General features: G+C 42.0%; 1 protein-coding gene. It reads left to right on the top strand.

Annotated elements, in window-relative coordinates:
* A partial coding sequence (locus ACYVTD_RS16970) for an efflux RND transporter permease subunit (RefSeq protein WP_461248821.1) occupies nt 1-305 on the top strand: 305 nt, incomplete at its 5' end.
* Nucleotides 306-436: the final 131 nt, after the last annotated feature.

Here is a 436-nt window from a genome sequence, read left to right as displayed (position 1 = left end):
GTACAGCGGCGGCAACGGTTCCCGGAAAGAACAAAGGCAGTGAAAACTCGAAACGAAACGCGAGCGAGATACGCACAGGAGCGACGACCCCCGGCACGCAACTCCCGCCGGATATTAAAATAACGGAAATTTTTAACCCTCCGGATATGGTACTAAATTTCCTTATACATGTAACGTCAAGCGTGTTTTACGGGGCATTACTCGCCGTCATGATACTTGTTATTTTTGTTCGATCTATAAAACCGACATTAAGCATCAGAATAAGCATACCTGTATCCCTTATTATCAGCATGATGATAAGGTAATTATTGAATCTTATCCAGAACTGAAAATAAGAGGCGGGGCTAGTACTTGGAATAGGTATGTTAGTTAACAAGTCAATCAGAGTCCTAGAAAAGGCTTGCCATTGCTGAAAAAAAAGAGCAGAAAAAAAAAC

It is taken from the genome of Treponema sp. R6D11 (assembly GCF_054786075.1).
Note: the sequence above shows the minus strand (reverse complement) of the source record. Positions and strands in the feature narration are given on the sequence as shown.